The following is a 17,499-nucleotide window of genomic DNA, read 5'->3' as shown; positions in this document are numbered from 1 at the left end:
GAATAGAATAAGCGGAAACGAGCGGTGGGCGTGGGTTACTCGACCACACGCGGCACCAGATAAAGACCGTTTTCCACTGCCGGGGCACAGCGCTGGAACGTGTCGCGCTGGTTCGTTTCCGTGACTTCATCGGCGCGCAGGCGCTGCGTGGCATCCAGCGGGTGGGCCAGTGGCGCGACGCCTTCGGTATCCAGGCTCTGGAGCTGGTCGACCATGTCCAGAATGCGGCTGAGATCGTCGACAAAGCCACTGGCTTGGTCATCGCTAACGGCGAGTCGGGCCAAGTGTGCAGCCCGGCGCACATGAGATTCTTCAAGCGCCATGATCGAGGTTTCCTCGCAATCGTGATGGAACATATTTCGCTTTAAGCGGTATACATACGGTCATCTTAAATTCGTCTGACGGAGCAGACGTGGAAAATAGCCGCAAAAGGTACCACATAATGGCCCTGACGGGCAGTGTTCGGCACGACTCGTGCTTGCTGCCAAGGGGTTGCGGTGATACCGTTTGCATCCGCACAGGGTTCCCGGTCTGCACTAGGTAACAACATCCATGTTCAAACGTTTGAGGGGGCTGTTTTCCAGCGATCTATCGATCGACTTGGGTACGGCCAACACACTGATTTATGTACGCGGTCGTGGCATCGTGCTCGATGAACCGTCCGTAGTCGCCATCCGCCAGTCTGGCAATATGCGCAGCGTGGCCTCGGTAGGTGCTGACGCTAAACGCATGCTCGGCCGCACGCCTGGCAATATTACGGCTATTCGCCCGATGAAAGACGGCGTTATCGCCGATTTCACCGTTACCGAGCAGATGCTTCAGCACTTTATTCGTAAAGTGCACCAGAGCACTTTCCTCACGCCAAGTCCTAGGGTTCTGGTGTGCGTGCCCTGTATGTCGACTCAGGTCGAGCGTCGGGCAATTCGCGAGTCAGCAGAAGGCGCGGGTGCCCGAGAAGTATTCCTGATCGAAGAGCCGATGGCAGCCGCGATTGGTGCTGGGCTACCGGTAGAAGAAGCGCAGGGCTCGATGGTCGTGGATATCGGTGGTGGTACCACGGAAATCGCGATCATTTCGCTCAATGGCGTGGTGTACTCAGAATCGATCCGCGTAGGCGGTGACCGTTTTGATGAGGCGATCACCGCGTACGTGCGCCGCCACTACGGCAGCTTGATTGGTGAAGCCACTGCCGAGCGCATCAAAGAAGAGATCGGGTGTGCCTACCCCGGTGGCGAGCTGCGCGAGATCGACGTGCGCGGCCGCAACCTCGCAGAAGGCATTCCGCGCAGCTTTACACTGAATTCTCACGAGATTCTCGAAGCGCTGCAAGAGACGCTGGGCTCCATCGTGGCTGCCGTGAAGAGTGCGCTTGAGCAGTCTCCGCCTGAGCTTGCGTCCGATATCGCCGAGCGCGGCCTGGTGCTCACCGGTGGCGGTGCGCTGTTGCGTGACTTGGATAAGCTGATCGCCGAAGAAACTGGCCTGCCGGTTATCGTGGCAGAAGATCCGCTGACCTGTGTTGCGCGTGGCGGCGGCAAGGCGCTGGAAATGATCGACCGGCACACCTTTGAGTTGCTGTCGAGCGATTGATCGCAGCGGTTTAACGCGGGGGATTGCCTATTAAACCGCTGTTCTCACACGGGCCGCTACCCGGTTACCGGCTATTCTTCTGTGTGCTGGCGGCAAGCGCGTTGATGTTTGTCGACCATCGTTTTACTCGCATGGAAGATGTGCGCGCCCAAATGACCACGATTGTCGCTCCCATCCAGTGGGTAGTCAGTGTGCCTAGTGATCTGCTGAATTGGGGCGCGCTAGCACTCGCCGACCAGCAGGCGCTGGTGGATGAAAACCGCCACTTGCGTGAGCAAATCTTGACGCTCTCTCACCGCGGGCAGCGCTTGGCTAACCTGACGGCTGAGAACGCCGAGCTACGCAACTTGCTTGGCGCTGCCGAGCGGCGCGATATTCCCTATATCACGGCGGAGCTACTCTCGCTGGATAATGATCCGTTTAGCCATCAAATGGTGGTGGATCGTGGGCACCGCAACGGTGCCTATGTCGGTCAGCCGGTGATTGATGCATCGGGTTTGGTTGGTCAGGTGGCTGCTGTTTCAGCCTACTCTAGCCGTGTGTTGCTGTTAGCCGATGCAAGCCATGCGTTACCAGTGCAGGTTAACCGCAATGGGCTGCGTTTTATTGTTCAGGGTACTGGCCGTTACGGCAGTGTGAATGTTCTCCATGTGCCGGATACGGCGGATATTCGCGAAGGTGACTTACTGACCACCTCTGGTTTGGCAGGGCGTTTTCCGCCGGGCTACCCCGTTGCGCGAGTGACCGAGGTGTATCACGACCCTGGCCAGCCATTTGCCCGGGTTGTTGCTGAACCTTCGGCTCAGCTTCAGCGTTCACGCCACTTCCTGCTGCTCTTTCCACCACCCCGCGAAGAGTTGGATGCTTCTATTTGGGATGAGTCCATGGATATTTCAGCCGATGCGCTCCATGCCGCCCAGCGGCTTGGGCAGCCAGCTTCCCCGGCCATGCAGGAGGAACGCTAATGGCGCGTGCGCCGGTAGTGCCACTGGTGGTGGTCTGGCTGAGCCTTATTTTTGCGCTCTGCTTGCAGGTAATGCCACTGGCCGATGGTTGGCAGGTTTTTCGCCCGGAGTGGATTGGGCTAATGTTGATTTATTGGTGTATGCAAGCGCCGGATCGAGTTGGGGTTTTTCACGGCTTTGTATTTGGCCTCTTGATGGATCTTATTGAGGGGACAGCGCTTGGACAGCATGCACTGATTTTTTCGATTCTTACGTTTTTAGCCGCGCTAGTGTATCCCCGTTTTCGTGCTTATTCGCTGGTACAACAGTCGGTATTGGTGCTGGTGCTGTTAGGGTTGGCTCAGCTGATAGAGCAGTGGCTAAGAACGCTGACGGGTGTTTTTTCCATACATCTCTCTTTCTTGATCCCATCGCTGGTCAGCGCATTCCTCTGGCCGTGGCTCTCCACAATGTTTAAAGCGATTGAGCGGCGAATGGCCAATGCGTGACGATAACCACACCCCCGTGCTCTGTTTGGCCTCGGCATCACCACGCCGCCAGGCACTGTTGGCCTCTATCGGTGTGCCGGTCAGTGTCTTGCCAAGCGATATTGATGAAACGCCGCTTGAGGCAGAGTCTCCCACGGCCTATGTAGAACGGCTGGCGGTGGCAAAAGCGCAGGCGGCGGTGGGCAAAACCGCGCTGCCCGTGCTGGGGTCGGATACCGCGGTGGTTATTGATAGCACCATTTTAGGTAAGCCTAATAATCAACAGCACGCGGCTGAGATGTTGAGAATGCTCTCTGGGCGCACGCATCAGGTACTCACGGCAGTAGCGGTAAGCGGGCCGCTAGGTATACTCTCCTGTTGTGTGGCCACGGACGTCACCATGCGCGAGTTAACAGCAAAAGAGATCGCCTGCTACTGGCTGACGGGCGAACCCGCCGATAAAGCGGGTGGGTATGCTATTCAAGGCTTAGCCGCCATTTTTATTGAACAAATTCAGGGCAGTCACTCTGCTGTGGTGGGGCTGCCACTATTTGAAACAACGCGCTTGCTACGCCAGCAAGGGGTTCCCGTTTGGGCGGGCCGTTATCCCTCGTAACCACCGACTCATCGCCCGCTGCGCTGGCAAGGAATAGGACATCCAATAAGGAATTTTGCATGAGCGGTGAAGTCCTCATAAATTTAACGCCAATGGAGACCCGCGTTGCGCTGGTGGAAAACGGCGTATTGCAAGAGGCGCTAATAGAGCGCTCTCGCAGGCGCGGTATCGTAGGCAATATCTACAAAGGCAAAGTGGTGCGCGTACTGCCTGGCATGCAGGCTGCCTTTGTTGATATTGGCTTAGAGCGCGCAGCGTTTATTCATGCCCATGAGGTCATGCCACCCGGTACGCCCAATGACGAGCAGCAGACCATCGGGCAGCTTCTACACGAAGGTCAGGCGCTGGTGGTGCAAGTCACCAAAGATCCTATCGGTACCAAAGGGGCGCGGCTGACTACCCATCTTTCGATTCCCTCTCGCTATCTGGTCTATATGCCTGACTCGCCTCATCACGGGGTATCGCAGCGCATTGAAGATGAGCGCGAGCGGGAGCGCTTGAAAGCGCTGCTGGATAAAAGTATCGAAGAGCAAACCATTGAGGTCACGGGTGGCTTTATCGTGCGTACGGCGGCCGAAGGCGTAGGCGATGAAGAGCTGGCCAGCGACATGTACTTCTTGCTACGTATTTGGCGCAAGGTCAGCGAGCGCAAAATCACCGCCGCCCCTCCCAACGTCATCTACGATGACTTGCCGCTGTTTATGCGCACCCTGCGGGATGTGATGCGGGATGATATCGAGAAAGTACGCATTGATTCCCGGGAGAACTTCGTCAAGCTGGTCGAGTTTGCTGAAGAGTTTATGCCCGATGCTGTTGATCGCATCGAGTACTACCCCGGCGAACGCCCCATCTTCGACCTTTATAGTGTCGAAGACGAGATTCAAAAAGCGCTAGGTCGCAAGGTGCAGCTCAAGTCCGGAGGATACTTGGTAATTGACCCCACCGAGGCCATGACTACCATCGATGTGAATACCGGTGGGTATGTGGGGCATCGTAACCTTGAAGAGACTATTTTCAAGACGAATCTGGAAGCCGCCACTGCCATTGCCCGCCAGCTTAGGCTGCGTAATTTAGGTGGCATCATCATTATCGACTTTATCGATATGGTGGATGTAGAGCACCAGCGGCAAGTGCTGCGCGTGCTGGAAAAAGCGCTTGAGCGGGACCATGCTAAAACCAAATGTACCGGGGTCACCGAACTTGGTTTAGTGCAGCTTACCCGTAAACGCACGCGGGAAAGCCTTGAACAAACACTATGCGAAGCGTGTCCCACCTGTGGTGGTCGCGGCACGTTGAAAACCCCTGAAACGGTCTGCTACGAAATCTTCCGTGAGATCCTGCGTGAAGAGCGGGCTTATAGTGCGGAAACGTATATGGTGCTGGCATCCCAGCCAGTAGTGGACAGGCTGCTTGATGAGGAGTCTGCCGCGGTCGCTGACCTGGAAACGTTTATTAATAAAACGATCCGTTTTCAGGTTGAGCAGCACTACTCCCAAGAGCAGTACGACATCGTACTGATGTAATGATGGCACCACGCTCTTTTTTTCGTGGCTGTCTAGTAGGGGTGGCCGTTGTGCTGGGTACGCTGGCGGTACTGCTGTTAGCGCTGCGTCTCTTTGCTAGCCAAGTTGATGCATTGTCCCCCCGCTTGGAGGCGCTTTTAGAGGCACGTATTGGCGTGCCGGTGAGCATCGACCATCTAGCGCTCTCTCTGGAGCGCAACGTCCTGCACCTGGAGCTTGAAGACCTTCATGCGCAAACGCCGGATGGTCAGGCCCTGATAGGGCTTGATCGCTTGTCGCTGCGTTTGGATGCCTGGGCCACGTTGCGCCACTTAGCGCCTATCTTCAGCGATGCGCGTATGTCTGGGCTCGAATTCCATCTCTACCAGCAGCCTGACATCGCCTGGGGCTGGCCTTCACCGGCCAAGCTGCCGCTGGGGGTAGCACCACAACCAGAGGTGGACCTTGAATCCTTGGATGCCTGGGCTGGACTGCTGCTGCGCCAGCGCCTTTGGGTGGATAACAGCCGCATCATGCTGCATGGCCAGCAGCAGACTGTGATGCTTCATGCACCTTCGCTGCTTCTGAATGGCGATCATCGCCGCACACGATTAGAGGGCTCCCTGAATATTGTCGAGGCGCCTGATGTGCTGGCATCAGAGCTGCCCGCCATTACCATGCGTGCCGAAATGCAGCCCGGTCAGCAAGGCTTTAGGGACTTTTCTGCTGCGCTTCAGCTCGATATGCAGTTGGATCATCTGGTGGTGCTGGCGGCACTGTTTCGGCCAGATCGCATGCCTTTTCTCGAACAGGTGGGCGGTCATGTGCAGCTATGGGGGCGTTGGCAAGAAGGCGCGCTAGCTGATGCGCGGCTTGCACTAGATGTGCCCGAGCTGACGCTACGTAAAGATGTGGAGTACGCTGTGCTGCGAAACATTCAGGCCAGTGGGCAGTGGCTGCGCGACAGCGAAGGCGGTGAGGCGTGGCTAAGTGGCAATGCAGAAACCGTAGAGTGGGCCCAGCCTGAAGGCGTTGGTGATGGCCCCGCGCTGCCACACCACTGGTATCTGTCACACCAGCCGGGGCAGTGGGAGTTGCGAACCAGTGCGTTTGAGCTCGCCTCGCTAGCGGCTTGGCGGGAGTATGCGCTGTTGCCTGAGTCACTCACCCGGGTATTGCAAACGCTCTCGCCCCGAGGGCAGGTGCAGGGGCTGAGCCTGGGGCAGCGTGAGGGGCGATGGGGCGTGGATGCTGCACTTACTAATGTGGCTGTACTCCCCTGGCAGCAAGCGCCAGGAGGCGGTCCGCTGGACGCTTGGGTGCAGGCTCGCGACCTGCGTGGCCGCGTGACCTTTAACAGCGCAGGCGATAGTACGCTCTATTTTCCAGAACTCTTCGATGTACCTATGCAGCTAAGTCACGCCGAAGGGGTGGTGGAGTGGGTGTATGATGGTCCTAACACCATGATTAGCGGCCGTGACCTCAATGTGGACTGGGATGGCGCCCAGGTAAGTGGTGGGTTCGGCTTGATCGCGGGGCAGCAAAGCGGTCAATTTGGGTTGGATATTGCATTTGCCGATGTAGATGCGATCTCCCGCCCGCTCTCCCAGTGGCTGCCCATGAAAGCATTTGAGCCGAAGCTGAGGGAGTGGTTGGAGAACGATATTGGTGGCTTAGTGCCGCAAGGTTCGCTGAAGCTTAGTCAGCCCCTGGGACCTGCGGCTTCATCAGATCAACTCTCGGCAACGCTCGCGCTGGAGGTCACTCAAGGCCACTTGCCGATTGCGCCGGAGTGGCCGCGTTTGGAAGATGTCGAGGGGCGCTTGCTGTGGCAAGGAGGAGTGCTTCAAGCCCAGGTAGAGCACGCCCAAAGCCACGGCGTTGAAGTATCCCAAGGCACGATACGTATGGAGAAAGAGCAGCCGCTTCAGCTATCAGGCAGTCTTCAGAGTGATGGTGCATCCTTGCTGAACTTTGTTCAGGCCATGCCGGATATGGACACGCTACCACGTAGCGATATTACCGTTGATGGTATCATCGAAGGGGATATCGCCCTTGTACTGCCGCTGGATAACGAGGAGGCGCTCCAGCTAGAGATTAATGCACGGCCAGCGCTATCGGCTGTGCGCTACGCGTCACTACCAATAACCCTGCGTGATCTGGATGGTGGGCTCAGCTGGCAGCAGGTGGGTGAGGCGCATGCGCTGTTAGGAGAGCTAAGCAGCCAGTGGCAGGGCGGTGATATTCGCGCAGAGCTGATGGCTGATCAGCGTGTTGCCTTGCAGGGCAGCGTGGAGTCGTCTGCGCTGTGGTCGTTGGCAGGGCTGCCTGCCGAGCAGGCTCGCCAAATGATGAGTGGCCGCACCCAGTGGCAGGGTGAGGTCTCTCTTGCGGCTCGTCCAGTGTTAACCTTAGAGAGCCGCCTGCTTGGCATCACCAGCGCGCTACCCGAGCCGTTTGCCAAGACTAGCGATCAACCGTGGCCATGGCAGCTACGCGCGGAGTTTGAAAGCGGGCGAGTATCGACGCAATTGGCCGATAAGGCAGCTGCGAGATTCCAAACGTTGAATAGTGGTGCACTAGCGGCCGAAGTGGTGCTCGGCAATGCAGTGCAGCGACCGAATTGGCCCAGCCAGCCTGGCTGGCGCCTTGAAGCAGGGCTCGATACGTTAGACCCCATGGCATGGCACGCTGTTCTGTCGCCGATATTGTCGGGAGGCGCCTTGGCATCTGCTTCTAGTGGCGAGAGCACGCCGCTTGAAGTACTGCTACGTGCTGGCTGTTTACGCTTTCGTGACAAGTGCTTTGGCGCTTTTAACGCCTCAGGGACACTCACCGGCCAGCGCGCAGCACTTCAGCTTAGCGGCGATATGTTGTCTGGGTGCCTAGATTACCAACCCGCCAGCGAGCGGCCGCTTGATGTTGCAATTAGCATGCTAGTCCTAGATCGTTTACTGGACCTGCCCGCCAAAGAGCATGATGCCACTGTCGCAGCCCCCGACTCTTGGGTTGATGCAATTGAAACACAGCATGTAGCCCCCGTTGCTATTCCCGACTGGCTAGCTGAACTGCCCAACGGCAGGCTACGGCTAGCGGATATTAGCGTTGGTGGCACTCGCTTTGGCCCATTAACCGCCTACTGGCAAACCGATGATCGTCGTTTTTCGCTCTCACCAGTTGGTTTAACCCTCGGACAGCTTTCTGCACGCGGCGAGTTGGTTTGGGAAGGCAATGCGGTGAATAGCCGTACACGAGCGGATATCTCCATACAGGGTGGCGATGTGGGGACGGCGCTGGAGCAGCTTAACCAACCGGTAGCCATGCGTAGCCGCACCACCGACCTTGCTGCTGAGCTTACTTGGTCGGGAGCCCCCTGGCAGCTTGATTTAAGCCGGGCTGGTGGTGAAATGAGTGCTGATATACGCGACGGCCGTTTTGTGACGCTTGAATCGACGCCTGCCCGCTTAGTGGGGTTGCTCAACTTTGATAACATTCTGCGCCGTCTACGGTTCGATTTTTCTGACCTAACCGGTCAGGGAACGGCCTTTGACCGTGTGCATGGCACTGCCGATGTAGCTGAAGGGCAGCTGTTGCTTCGTGGCCCCCTGCAAATTGATGCACCCGCCACCACGCTGACGCTAACAGGAAGTGTTAACCTCTTACAGCGTGAACTTGACCAGCGCCTAGGCGTCACACTGCCGGTTAGCCAAAGTTTACCCATCGCCGCCATTGCTGTCGGAGCGCCCATTGTGGGCGGTGCACTGTTTCTTGCCGACCAAATTTTTGGCGATGCGCTGGATCAAGCAACCACTATTTATTATCGCGTGCGAGGCCCTTGGACCTCGCCGCAAGTGACTTTAGAAGGCCCCCAATGACCGCACATAAAAGCGATATAGAGTCCGCTGTTTCCATTTTGCTAACGCCAGGTGGCCTCGATTTGAACGCTCTGGATGCTGGCCTTGGCTACGCCATGGGAGCGGGGATTGATTACGCCGACCTCTATTTTCAGCGCACCTGGCAAGAGGGTTGGGTGCTGGAAGATGGCGAAGTTAAAGAGGCCAGCTATAACATTGATGGCGGCGTTGGCGTGCGCTCGTTGGCAGGTGAGAAAACCGGGTTTGCGTACTCCAACCAAATTACCGCTGATGCACTAATGGATACAGGCCGTACCGCCTCTGGCATTGTCCGCAGCGGCAAGCAGTTGCCAGGGCAGAAAGTAATGCCAGTCAGCGCGGCGTCGTACTATGCAGGTATCGACCCACTGGCGGGCCTTTCGGCAGAAGACAAAGTGGCCATGCTGAAAGAGGCAGACCGCGTGGCCAGAGCGGCCGACCCGAGCATTAGCCAGGTCAGTGCGTCGCTGTCGGGCACCTATGAGGTGGTTTTAGTACGCGCCAGTGACGGCACCCTAGCGGCGGATATTCGCCCACTGGTGCGTTTTAACGTCAGTGTTATTGCGGCGAAAGATGGCCGCCGTGAGCGCGGCAGCGCTGGCGGCGGTGGTCGTTACTCCATGTCGCGTCTGCGGGATGAGGGCGTTGCCGAACGCTATGCCAAAGAGGCGGTGCGCCAAGCGCTGGTCAATCTTGAAGCCATTGATGCGCCAGCGGGGCAGATGCCAGTGGTGTTAGGTGCCGGTTGGCCGGGCATTCTGCTGCACGAAGCGGTAGGCCATGGCTTGGAAGGTGACTTTAACCGTAAAGGCAGTTCTGCCTTTGCAGGGCGAATGGGGCAGCGGGTTGCCGCCAAGGGAGTCACAGTGGTTGACGATGCCACTGTTGCTGATAGTCGCGGCGCGTTGAGCGTGGATGACGAAGGCACACCCGGCCAATATACGCCGCTGATTGAAGATGGCATTTTAACTGGCTATATGCAGGATAAGTTAAACGCGCGATTGATGAAGATGGCGCCTACCGGCAACGCCCGCCGCGAGTCGTTCGCTCATCTGCCGATGCCTCGTATGACCAATACGGTGATGTTGGCTGGTCAAGATGACCCTGCCGATATCATTAAAAGCGTTAAGCGGGGAATCTACGCCGTGAGTTTTGGCGGAGGGCAGGTGGATATTACCTCGGGAAAATTCGTGTTTTCGGCGAGCGAAGCCTACATGATTGAAGACGGTAAAATTACCGCGCCGGTGAAAGGTGCAACGCTGATTGGTAACGGGCCTGAGGCCATGGGCCGGGTATCGATGATTGGCCACGACATGGCGATGGATACCGGGATTGGCGTTTGCGGTAAAGAGGGCCAGGGTGTGCCGGTGGGGGTTGGCCAACCCACCCTGAAACTGGATGAGCTGACCGTGGGCGGCACGCAGTCTTCTTGAGACTCTGGTTTACAGCGCTAGCGTATCGCGCAGGTGTTTGAAAAGCTTGCGTGAGCTGGTGGGGGGCTTGCCCTGTTCGCGCTCTTTGCGGGCGTTGCGCACTAGCTGGCGCAGCGCCTGACGATCGGCGTTAGGGTAGTCTGCCATAAACAGGTCAACGGCGTCGTCGCCCTCATCCACTAGCCGGTCACGCCATTTTTCCAGGCGATGAAACGCATGATCGCGCTGCTCTTTCTCTTGTTCGATGGCATCGAAAACGCCCTGAATGGCCGTTAGATCCTCTTTGCGGATAAGTTTGCCAACGTATTGCATATGGCGACGGCGGCCTTCATGAGAGCGAATGCGAGAAGTCTCTTCAATCGCTCTCAGCATATCGTCTGATAAAGGAAAGCGCGCCCGCTCGGCAGGCTTCATGGCAATTAATGTTTCGCCAAGCGCTTGCAGAGCATGCATTTCACGCTTTAGCTGAGATTTACTCGGGCGCTCTTCTTGTTCATCGATATCGATAGGCTCGGGGCGTTGCTTCGGCATATAAGAACTCACAGATTAGATTCGTTTGCAGCATTATATCAGGCTGCGACCACAACATTGATTCGCCAATGCGATTCAGGTGAAAAGGAGGCCATATGGCACAGGCATTTGATGCAACGGCGCAGCAGGCGCAGTTGACGGAGCGCGCCACAGAGGCGCTTGCCCTGGCAAAACAGCTAGGGGCGGATGCCGCCGAAGTCGGCGCGAGCGTTGACCAAGGGTTGGGCGTTAGTGTGCGACTTGGTGAAGTGGAGACCGTTGAGCTATCTCGTGATCAGGGTATTGCGGTCACGCTCTATGTGGGAAAACGTAAAGGTAGCGCTTCCTCAACGGATGCAAGTAGTGCCTCCATTCGTGCCACGGTTGAAAAGGCGCTGGCTATTGCACGTTATACCGGGGAGGATCCCGCTGCAGGCCTCGCTGAAGCAGAGCTGATGGCGACCTATTTGCCAGACTTGAAGGTGCACTATCCGTGGGCGCTCTCAACCGATGAAGCGATTGACCTTGCCCTGCGCTGCGAACAGGCTGGCCGCGAGGTGGCAGGTATTCACCAGTCAGAAGGTGCCTCGCTCTCAAGCGGTGAGGGCGTGCGAGTATACGCCAATAGCCACGGCTTTTTGGGGACTCAAAAGGGTAGCAGTCACTCACTCTCCTGCATGCTGATTGCCCAAGATGAGCAAGGCATGCAGCGGGATTATGACTATACGTCGGCGCGTAACCCGCAGCAGCTTCGCCACCCAGAGGAGGTGGGGCGTGAGGCAGCAGCGCGAACGTTGCGGCGTCTAGGAGCACGACGCCCCCCGACGGGAACGTTTCCTGTGCTGTTCGATCCCTCCCTTGCTAGCGGCCTTATCGGCCACCTTATGGGTGCTCTGGCGGGCGGCGCGCTTTATCGAGAAGCCTCGTTTTTATGTGATCGCTTGGGTAGCCCGCTATTCCCCGATTGGTTTGGGTTAGAAGAGCGCCCGATGGAAGTGGGAGCAACGGCTAGTTCACCGTTTGATGCGGAGGGTGTACAAACCCGTAGCAACCGGTTTATTGATCAGGGGAGGGTGGCGAGTTACATGCTCTCTGCCTACAGTGCGCGTCGTTTAGGGATGCAGTCCACGGGCAATGCAGGCGGCGCGCGCAACATGCGCTTGTTAGCGCCGTTAACGCCGCGGGAAGAGCTGTTAACACAGATGGGGCGTGGTATTTGGGTGACCGAGCTCATGGGGCAGGGCGTTAACGGCGTCACTGGCGACTATTCCCGGGGAGCAGCGGGTTTCTGGATTGAGAATGGCGAAGTACAGTACCCCATTGAGGAGTTCACTATTGCTAGTAACCTCAACAAGATGTTCGCGGGGCTAAGCGGTGTGGGAAGTGATACGGATACCCGTGGCAGTATTCACACGGGTAGCTGGCTGATTGATGCGATGACAGTGGCAGGAAGCTAGTCGACAAGTGCTGACTTGGTAAACTAGCTACTGGTCTTCGTCAAACCGTGCGTCGAACAGAGCTTCAATGGCATCTAGCGCCTGTTCGGCGTCGTTTCCTTCAGCGGCGACAGTGAGCTCGGTGCCGCAGGGGGCGGCCAGCATTAGCAGCGACATAATATTGGCGGCATCGGCTTTCTGCTGCTGCTTATAAACCACGATATTCGCGGAAAACTGCTGGCCACATTTCACCAGTTTGGTGGCCGCGCGGGCATGAAGACCACGCTGGTTGGTAAGTGTTAAGGTTCTTTTGGGCACTCTGGTTCCTTTTTGCCGAGTGGGTCTTGAAACTTAGGTCTTGAGAAGCTTAGGCCTTAAAAATTAGGTTCTGAAGCTCAGGGCGTGCTGGCAGCGGCGGGTGTGGTAACGCATGGCACCGCAGGCTCTTCGCTCAGCGTGTATTGTAACCCCAGCTCACGGTGTCTCAACTGTACTTCTCCGGTCTGTTTAACCAGCTTTTTAGCAAGCTGTTCGACCATATAAACAGAGCGGTGTTGCCCGCCGGTGCAGCCAATAGCCACGGTTATATAACTTCGCTGGCTATTTTGGTAAGCCGGAAGCCACTTTTCCAACCAAGCCTGAATATCATTGGTCATTGCCTCGACCATTGGGTAGCTACTTAAAAACGCCACTATATTAGCATCACGCCCTGTAAATTGGCGCAGGGTAGGGTCCCAATAAGGGTTGGGCAGGCAGCGAACATCGAAGACTAAGTCGGCATCCATGGGTACGCCGCGTTTGTAGCCAAACGACTCAAACGTCAGTGTTAGCTGATCTTTTCGCTGGTGGGCGACTTGATCAGTAATGCGGCGTCTCAGGTCATGCACGGATAAGCGCGACGTATCGATCAACAAGTCAGCGAGATCGCGAATTTCAAGCAGCGTCTCTTCTTCTTTATTGATGGCCTCTTCCAACGTCATTTCGCTATCCCGGGTAAGCGGGTGGCGACGGCGGGTGGCTGAGTAACGCTCCAAAAGAATGCGCGCATCCGTGGTCAGATAGATGACCTGAAAACGAATTTCTCGCTGGCGTAGTTCTTCCAGTAAAGCTGGGAGGCGTTCAAGCGCCGTAGGAAGGTTGCGCGCGTCAATGCTCACTGCTAAGTGAGTGCGCTCGCCTTGCTCACGTAGTTCATCAACTAATGAGCCCAGCAGCATGGCGGGTAAATTGTCGATAGCGTAGTAGCCAAGATCCTCTAGCGCTTGTAAGGCGATAGATTTACCGGACCCTGAACGGCCGCTAATGATCACCAGTTGCATAGCGTCTCTCTTGGCTTGCATGGGAGGAAATTATCGCTGCGTGCAGTGGCCACCGCCCATAAAGCCTAGGCGGCTTGTTCGCGAATCTTGGCGGTAATAAGTGCTAAGAGTTCGCGCTGACTATCGGCTTTACGTAACTGCTGACGCGTATGGGCGTCGTTCATAATAGTAGCCACTTGGCCAAGCAGTGCTAGGTGGGTGTCATCTGCCTCTTCTGGTACCAGCAGCACAAACACAAGATCCACCGGGTCGCCATCAATGGCGTCGAAGTCTACTGGCTCAGCAAGCTTTAAAAAGCCAGCAATGGGTGCGCTACAGTGAGGACTGCGAGCGTGGGGGATGGCAACCCCGTTGCCTATCCCCGTACTGCCTAGTCGCTCGCGGCCAATGAGTCGGCTAAACACCTCTTGGCTATCTAGGCTGGGTGTATTTTGGGCGATAAAGGTGCTGAAAAACTCCAGCACCCGTTTTTTGCTGCCCCCGGGAACGTCATAAAGCACGCGCTCCGGGGGGAGGATGGTTTCCAACGTCATTGAGTTAACGCACACCAGCGCCCTGGGCGCGAGCTTGTGCTTTTTCCTTATGTTTAACGAGTTGACGATCGATTTTGTCTGCTAGCGCATCAATAGCGGCATACATGTCGTTATCAAGCGCTTCGGCGTGAAGGTCTGCACCGGCAGCGTGCAGTGTGCAGGCTGCTTGCTGGCGCTCCTTCTCAACAGATAAGGTCACTTGCACCGTGGTAATGTTGTCGTAGTGGCGTTCAACGCGCTCTAGCTTTTCGTTAACGTAGTCGCGCAAGGCGTCAGTCAGTTCAACGTGATGACCAGTGATGTTTACTTGCATTGACGTGCTCCTTATCCATCGGACTGTACTTCGATTGTAACCCTTTTTACGCTATTGCAAAGCCCTTGCGTTGAGTTTGTTCATACGTACCGCTTAACTAGCGTAAACGGCGGCGCTCACTTGACGAGGGAATGCCCATTGACTCCCGATATTTTGCGACAGTACGCCGTGCAACGCTAATGCCCCCCTCTTCAAGCAGAGTCACCAAGCGGCTATCGGAGAGCGGTTTTCCTGAGGGCTCATCCTGAATCAGCTTTTTGATGCGGGCGCGAATGGCTGTGCTGGAGTGGCTGTCGCCGCCGTCTTGGCCGCTTACCTGGCTTGAGAAGAAGTACTTAAGCTCGAAAACGCCCCGTGGCGTGTGAATAAATTTCTGCGTGGTCACACGAGATATGGTGGATTCGTGCATCTCTACCGCTTCAGCAATATCCGCTAAAATCAGCGGTTTCATTGCTTCTTCGCCATGCTCCAGAAAGCCAATTTGGCGTGCAATAATTTCACGCCCAACTCGTAGCAGCGTGTCATTGCGACTCGATAAGCTTTTGATCAGCCAGCGGGCTTCTTGGAGGTGCTCTTTGAGGAACTGGTTGTCTTGGCTTTTGTCTGCGCGTTTGATCAAGCTGGCGTAGTCGGGCTGTATACGCAAGCGTGGTAGTGCTTCTGGATTGAGCTCTAAATGCCAACCTTCATTGTCGTGCCGAACGACTAGGTCGGGGGTGATGTAGCTGTCGTCGGTAACGCCATAGGTGCTCCCAGGGCGTGGGTCAAGGCTGCGAATTAAACGGATGACATCGTCAAGCTGCTCGTCATCAAGGCTTAAACGGCGCTTGAGAAGCCGCATATCGTCTTTGCCTAATGCTTCCAAAAACTGGCGAACCAGCCGTTTGGCGGGCATTAGCAGAGGGGTGTCCTCAGGTAGTGAGGCGAGTTGCAGCATCAGGCATTCACGCAGGTCTCGGGCAAAGACGCCGGTGGGCTCAAATTGCTGCAAGCGCAGCAGGGTATTTTCCACTTCCCGCTGGCTTAAGCTGTCATGGCCTTGGGCTTTTAATCCTTCCCGAATGTCATTAAGCGGCTGGGTGAGATAGCCGTTGGCATCCAGCGCATCAATCAGGCTTTCCGCGATGGCGTATTCTCGCGGGCTAAAGTCTGTCATGGCCAGTTGCCATAGCAGGTGGCCATGTAGGCTTTGTCCAGCGGCTTGGCGCTCGAAGTCGGGGCCTTCACTGCTGCCACCCAGGCTGCCTATGTCTTGATAGGTATCTGACCAGTCACTGTCGACGGAGAGTTCGTTGGGGATGCTCTCGGACCACTCAGCCTCTTGAGGCTCACTGACAGCCTGCTCGCCAAACTCATCTTCTTGCTCAAGCATGGGATTGGCATCTAGCGCTTGCTGAATTTCTTGACGAAGGTCCAGCGTCGATAGCTGAAGCAGGGCGATAGCCTGCTGCAGCTGAGGTGTCATGGTCAGCTGTGTGCCGATACGCAATTGGAGAGAAGCTTTCATGACCATCTGAGAACCACTCGTTAATCAGAAAGCTCCACCCTAGAGCGAGTTATGGCTTGGTGCAAGTGCAATAAGCATGCCACTAAAAGAAATGCTTCTGCAGGTCACTGTTTAAAGGCGGAAATCAGCGCCTAAATAGACATCTCGAACCTTCTGGTTGTTGAGGATTTCCTGGGCGTTTCCACTGGCAATGATGTGACCGTCGCCAACAATGTAGGCAATATCACAAATATCCAGCGTTTCACGAACGTTATGGTCGGTGATCAATACGCCAATGTGGCGTTTCTTTAACGCTCGAATGATAGCTTTAATTTCCCCAACGGAAATCGGGTCAACCCCGGCAAAAGGTTCATCCAGCAGGATAAAGGCCGGTTCGGTGGCCAATGAGCGGGCGATTTCAACACGGCGGCGTTCGCCCCCAGAAAGACTCATGCCTAAGTTGTCGCGTATATGAGTGATGTGAAAATCTTCAAGTAGTAACTCAAGTTGTGCTTCCCGGGCGCTTCGATCAAGCTCTTTGCGTGTCTCTAAAATGGCCATAATGTTGTCAGCCACGGAGAGCTTGCGGAAGATGGAAGCTTCCTGGGGTAGATAACCAATCCCTGCCATGGCGCGTTCATGCATAGGAGCATGAGTGAGGTCAAGGTCGTCAATGCCTACTTTGCCCGCATCCAATTTGACCAACCCCACAATCATATAAAACGAGGTGGTTTTACCTGCACCATTAGGGCCAAGTAGCCCAACCACGCTACCTTGAGTGATTTCCAGATTAATATCTTTAACCACACGGCGGCGCTTATAGCTCTTCGCTAAATGATGGGCGTAGAGCGTTTTTACTGGTGTGGGGACTGGGGATGTTGATGCTGCCACGTGGCCACTTCCTATTGTTCGGGCTGAAGGGTCATACGAATACGCTGATTTTCACTGCCGCTAACGTCAGAGCGTGCTTGTACTACTTCTTGATCGATAAAGTACTCTAAACGTCCACCTTGGAAGTGATCTCCTTGCTGGGTCAGCTCAGCTTGGTCAATCAGCTCAACCCGGCGTTCGGAAACGTGATAAATAATCCGACGCGCCCAGCCTTCTATAGGGGTTTCTTGGTCTTCAATTTGGTTACGCAAGTAAGCACGCTCGCCCGTAGCGATGGCGCGAGACAACTCGCCAGCATTGTTACGCTGAATTTCGACACGCTCTCCGCGTAGCTGCATATTGCCTTGGCGAATGTCAACGTTACCGGTGTACACGGCTGTCCCTGCTCGTTGGTCAAGGTCTAACCGGTCGGCCTCCACATGAATAGGCGCTTGGTTTTGTGCCGCTACAGGCAGTGCAATTGTGACAAGCGGCACGGCTAGGGCAAGAAGTGCAGTGCGGATTAGAGCATTCATCAGATTTTGCGCGAGAAACCCGGTGCTTTA

At 55.9% G+C, this 17,499-nt stretch carries 17 protein-coding genes; 8 read left to right on the top strand and 9 right to left on the bottom strand.

Annotation, left to right across the window (positions count from 1 at the left end; genetic code table 11):
- Nucleotides 1-35 precede the first annotated feature (35 nt).
- Nucleotides 36-323 (bottom strand): Asp-tRNA(Asn)/Glu-tRNA(Gln) amidotransferase subunit GatC, encoded by a 288-nt coding sequence (gatC, locus tag AC13CY_RS14025; RefSeq protein ID WP_044629972.1) that lies wholly within the window; start codon nucleotides 321-323, stop codon nucleotides 36-38.
- 229 nt (nucleotides 324-552) lie between these two features.
- Between gatC and AC13CY_RS14020 the strand changes: the two genes are divergently transcribed.
- Genes AC13CY_RS14020 through tldD form a run of 7 tightly spaced genes read left to right on the top strand, consistent with a single transcriptional unit; the run spans nucleotide 553 to nucleotide 10,466 of the window.
- Nucleotides 553-1,590 (top strand): rod shape-determining protein, encoded by a 1,038-nt coding sequence (locus AC13CY_RS14020; protein WP_062360020.1) that lies wholly within the window; start codon nucleotides 553-555, stop codon nucleotides 1,588-1,590.
- Between the two features lie 23 nt (nucleotides 1,591-1,613).
- Nucleotides 1,614-2,555 carry a rod shape-determining protein MreC gene (gene mreC / locus AC13CY_RS14015; RefSeq protein WP_044629935.1) on the top strand — a complete coding sequence of 314 codons (942 nt, stop codon included), beginning with the start codon at nucleotides 1,614-1,616 and terminating at the stop codon, nucleotides 2,553-2,555.
- Nucleotides 2,555-3,043, top strand: coding sequence for a rod shape-determining protein MreD (gene mreD, locus AC13CY_RS14010; RefSeq protein WP_044629936.1), 489 nt, complete (start codon nucleotides 2,555-2,557; stop codon nucleotides 3,041-3,043). The genes mreC and mreD overlap by 1 nt, the downstream gene beginning before the upstream one ends.
- Nucleotides 3,036-3,638, top strand: coding sequence for a Maf family protein (locus AC13CY_RS14005; RefSeq protein ID WP_044629937.1), 603 nt, complete (start codon nucleotides 3,036-3,038; stop codon nucleotides 3,636-3,638). The genes mreD and AC13CY_RS14005 overlap by 8 nt, the downstream gene beginning before the upstream one ends.
- A 59-nt stretch (nucleotides 3,639-3,697) precedes the next feature.
- Nucleotides 3,698-5,161 (top strand): ribonuclease G, encoded by a 1,464-nt coding sequence (gene rng, locus AC13CY_RS14000; protein ID WP_044629938.1) that lies wholly within the window; start codon nucleotides 3,698-3,700, stop codon nucleotides 5,159-5,161.
- Between the two features lie 2 nt (nucleotides 5,162-5,163).
- Nucleotides 5,164-9,015, top strand: coding sequence for a YhdP family phospholipid transporter (locus tag AC13CY_RS13995; RefSeq protein ID WP_483052666.1), 3,852 nt, complete (start codon nucleotides 5,164-5,166; stop codon nucleotides 9,013-9,015).
- Nucleotides 9,012-10,466 (top strand): metalloprotease TldD, encoded by a 1,455-nt coding sequence (gene tldD / locus AC13CY_RS13990; RefSeq protein ID WP_062373372.1) that lies wholly within the window; start codon nucleotides 9,012-9,014, stop codon nucleotides 10,464-10,466. The genes AC13CY_RS13995 and tldD overlap by 4 nt, the downstream gene beginning before the upstream one ends.
- Nucleotides 10,467-10,475: 9 nt before the next feature.
- Here tldD and yjgA read toward each other — a convergent pair whose 3' ends face one another.
- A complete protein-coding gene (gene yjgA / locus AC13CY_RS13985) occupies nucleotides 10,476-10,997 on the bottom strand; it encodes a ribosome biogenesis factor YjgA (protein ID WP_044629941.1) in 522 nt (173 codons plus the stop codon).
- Nucleotides 10,998-11,092: 95 nt separating this feature from the next.
- Between yjgA and pmbA the strand changes: the two genes are divergently transcribed.
- A complete protein-coding gene (gene pmbA, locus AC13CY_RS13980) occupies nucleotides 11,093-12,433 on the top strand; it encodes a metalloprotease PmbA (RefSeq protein ID WP_058577873.1) in 1,341 nt (446 codons plus the stop codon).
- 27 nt (nucleotides 12,434-12,460) lie between these two features.
- Here the strand turns inward: pmbA and AC13CY_RS13975 are convergent, their stop codons facing one another.
- The 7 genes from AC13CY_RS13975 to lptA form a co-directional block, all read right to left on the bottom strand.
- A complete protein-coding gene (locus tag AC13CY_RS13975; protein WP_054641294.1) occupies nucleotides 12,461-12,730 on the bottom strand; it encodes an HPr family phosphocarrier protein in 270 nt (89 codons plus the stop codon).
- Between the two features lie 77 nt (nucleotides 12,731-12,807).
- Nucleotides 12,808-13,731 (bottom strand): RNase adapter RapZ, encoded by a 924-nt coding sequence (rapZ, locus tag AC13CY_RS13970; protein WP_228219222.1) that lies wholly within the window; start codon nucleotides 13,729-13,731, stop codon nucleotides 12,808-12,810.
- 65 nt (nucleotides 13,732-13,796) lie between these two features.
- Nucleotides 13,797-14,264 (bottom strand): PTS IIA-like nitrogen regulatory protein PtsN, encoded by a 468-nt coding sequence (gene ptsN, locus AC13CY_RS13965; RefSeq protein ID WP_044629945.1) that lies wholly within the window; start codon nucleotides 14,262-14,264, stop codon nucleotides 13,797-13,799.
- Between the two features lie 4 nt (nucleotides 14,265-14,268).
- The gene (hpf, locus tag AC13CY_RS13960; RefSeq protein ID WP_027335376.1) at nucleotides 14,269-14,577 is read right to left on the bottom strand and encodes a ribosome hibernation-promoting factor, HPF/YfiA family; all 309 of its coding nucleotides are present in this window, start codon (nucleotides 14,575-14,577) and stop codon (nucleotides 14,269-14,271) included.
- Between the two features lie 97 nt (nucleotides 14,578-14,674).
- On the bottom strand, nucleotides 14,675-16,090 hold the full coding sequence (locus tag AC13CY_RS13955) for an RNA polymerase factor sigma-54 (RefSeq protein WP_044629947.1): 1,416 nt from the start codon (nucleotides 16,088-16,090) through the stop codon (nucleotides 14,675-14,677).
- Nucleotides 16,091-16,195: 105 nt separating this feature from the next.
- Entirely contained in the window at nucleotides 16,196-16,954 is a 759-nt protein-coding gene (gene lptB, locus AC13CY_RS13950) for an LPS export ABC transporter ATP-binding protein (RefSeq protein WP_054641295.1), read from the bottom strand.
- A gap of 11 nt (nucleotides 16,955-16,965) precedes the next feature.
- Nucleotides 16,966-17,469, bottom strand: coding sequence for a lipopolysaccharide transport periplasmic protein LptA (gene lptA / locus AC13CY_RS13945; RefSeq protein WP_044629949.1), 504 nt, complete (start codon nucleotides 17,467-17,469; stop codon nucleotides 16,966-16,968).
- Nucleotides 17,470-17,499: the final 30 nt, after the last annotated feature.

It is taken from the genome of Vreelandella sp. L-15 (assembly GCF_056857635.1).
The sequence above is the reverse complement of the archived record's forward strand: the minus strand, read 5'-3'. Positions and strand labels throughout refer to the sequence as shown.

Coding starts and splice junctions, on each gene's coding strand:
- AC13CY_RS14020 (WP_062360020.1), top strand. CDS start 553: ATGTTCAAACGTTTGAGGGGGCTGTTTTCCAGCGATCTATCGATCGAC.
- gatC (WP_044629972.1), bottom strand. CDS start 323: ATGGCGCTTGAAGAATCTCATGTGCGCCGGGCTGCACACTTGGCCCGA.
- rng (WP_044629938.1), top strand. CDS start 3,698: ATGAGCGGTGAAGTCCTCATAAATTTAACGCCAATGGAGACCCGCGTT.
- yjgA (WP_044629941.1), bottom strand. CDS start 10,997: ATGCCGAAGCAACGCCCCGAGCCTATCGATATCGATGAACAAGAAGAG.
- ptsN (WP_044629945.1), bottom strand. CDS start 14,264: ATGACGTTGGAAACCATCCTCCCCCCGGAGCGCGTGCTTTATGACGTT.
- pmbA (WP_058577873.1), top strand. CDS start 11,093: ATGGCACAGGCATTTGATGCAACGGCGCAGCAGGCGCAGTTGACGGAG.
- mreD (WP_044629936.1), top strand. CDS start 2,555: ATGGCGCGTGCGCCGGTAGTGCCACTGGTGGTGGTCTGGCTGAGCCTT.
- AC13CY_RS14005 (WP_044629937.1), top strand. CDS start 3,036: ATGCGTGACGATAACCACACCCCCGTGCTCTGTTTGGCCTCGGCATCA.
- AC13CY_RS13955 (WP_044629947.1), bottom strand. CDS start 16,090: ATGGTCATGAAAGCTTCTCTCCAATTGCGTATCGGCACACAGCTGACC.
- AC13CY_RS13995 (WP_483052666.1), top strand. CDS start 5,164: ATGGCACCACGCTCTTTTTTTCGTGGCTGTCTAGTAGGGGTGGCCGTT.
- lptA (WP_044629949.1), bottom strand. CDS start 17,469: ATGAATGCTCTAATCCGCACTGCACTTCTTGCCCTAGCCGTGCCGCTT.
- hpf (WP_027335376.1), bottom strand. CDS start 14,577: ATGCAAGTAAACATCACTGGTCATCACGTTGAACTGACTGACGCCTTG.
- rapZ (WP_228219222.1), bottom strand. CDS start 13,731: ATGCAACTGGTGATCATTAGCGGCCGTTCAGGGTCCGGTAAATCTATC.
- tldD (WP_062373372.1), top strand. CDS start 9,012: ATGACCGCACATAAAAGCGATATAGAGTCCGCTGTTTCCATTTTGCTA.